This window comes from Streptomyces sp. NPDC060198 (assembly GCF_042728415.1).
GTDB lineage: Bacteria > Actinomycetota > Actinomycetes > Streptomycetales > Streptomycetaceae > Streptomyces.
Genome location: NZ_JBHWZJ010000674.1, coordinates 1 through 1,437 on the forward strand (window position 1 = coordinate 1; position 1,437 = coordinate 1,437).

General features: G+C 68.1%; 2 protein-coding genes. One reads left to right on the forward strand and one right to left on the reverse strand.

The annotated features are described in order from the left end of the window. Positions 1-508: protein kinase (locus ACFWEP_RS34640; protein WP_387376276.1), on the reverse strand; the 508-nt coding region annotated here is incomplete at its 3' end. Positions 509-916: 408 nt separating this feature from the next. Between ACFWEP_RS34640 and ACFWEP_RS34645 the strand changes: the two genes are divergently transcribed. Beyond that, positions 917-1,437: protein kinase (locus ACFWEP_RS34645; protein ID WP_387376278.1), on the forward strand; the 521-nt coding region annotated here is incomplete at its 3' end.

Consider the following 1,437-nt stretch of genomic DNA (forward strand, 5'->3'; position numbering starts at 1 on the left):
CGCCGGAGTTCGTGATGATGACGTTCGCGGGCTTGATGTCCCGGTGCACGATGCCGTGCTGGTGCGAATAGGCCAGAGCCTCCAGCACACCCGAGACGATGATGAGCGCCTGCTCGGGAGGCGGCGCCTCCGCGCTGATCAGCAGCTCGCGGATGGTGCGGCCCTCGACCAGCTCCATCACGATGTAGGGGACGGTCTGACCGCCCACGACGTCCTCGCCGGAGTCGTACACGGCGACGATCGCATGGTGGTTGAGCCCTGCCACGGACTGGGCCTCGCGGGTGAACCGCGCCTTGGAAACCGGGTCCTCGGCGAGATCGGAACGGAGCAGCTTCACCGCGACGGTGCGTCCGAGACGGACGTCCTCCGCGGCGTAGACCTCCGCCATTCCGCCCCTGCCGAGGCGGTGGGTCATCCGGTAACGGCCGTCCCCGACGACGCCGCCGACGCCCCAGGAGTCGGTGCCATCCGAGACTCCGCCGCCGTTTGCTTCGGAATCGGGTGCCATCAGTCCTCGCCGTCGTATCTGTCCGCGCGTCCGCGGGTCCTCACGGTGCCTGGTACCTGCATCAGCTGAATGGGCAGCTGCATTGCCACGCCACGCTACAGCCTCCACCGCGCCCCTCGGTCCGGAGCGAAACCGGTCATCCGATCGGCCGGCGTGCCGCACGGGCACATACCGGGCAGTTCCTGTAACGCTTCCGAGACGGTTCGTGTGGTCAGGGTCACGGAAGCGGCACCTGGCTTGACGTGTCGCACCCCTCGGGCAGACTTGGCCCGTCATACGGATCTTCGCGGATTTCCGGGCACCGGCGCTCGTTGTTCACCGAAGTTTCGGAACAGATTTCCGCGATACCGCGCACACCCGCGAAAACAGGGGCCACGCGTCATCGGCGCGCCGAGGGGGAGACACGTCATGAGCCAGGACGGTTCGCACGGGCGATACGCGGGCGGAGCCGTCGCCGGTGGGCGGTACCAGCTCCGGGATCTGCTCGGTGAAGGCGGCATGGCCTCCGTCTATCTCGCCTACGACGCGGCGCTCGACCGCCAGGTGGCGATCAAGACCCTGCACACCGAACTCGGACGCGAACAGTCCTTCCGCGAGCGGTTCCGCCGCGAGGCCCAGGCCGTCGCGAAGCTCCAGCACACCAACATCGTCTCCGTCTTCGACACCGGCGAGGACGAACTCGGCGGCGCCCTGATGCCGTACATCGTCATGGAGTACGTGGAGGGCCTGCCGCTCGGCTCGGTGCTGCGCCAGGACATCGCCGCCCAGGGCGCGATGCCCGCCGACAAGGCACTCAAGGTGACCGCCGACGTGCTGGCCGCCCTGGAGACCAGCCACGAGATGGGGCTCGTCCACCGCGACATCAAGCCCGGCAACGTCATGGTCACCAAGCGCGGCGTCGTCAAGGTCATGGACTTCGGCATCGCCCG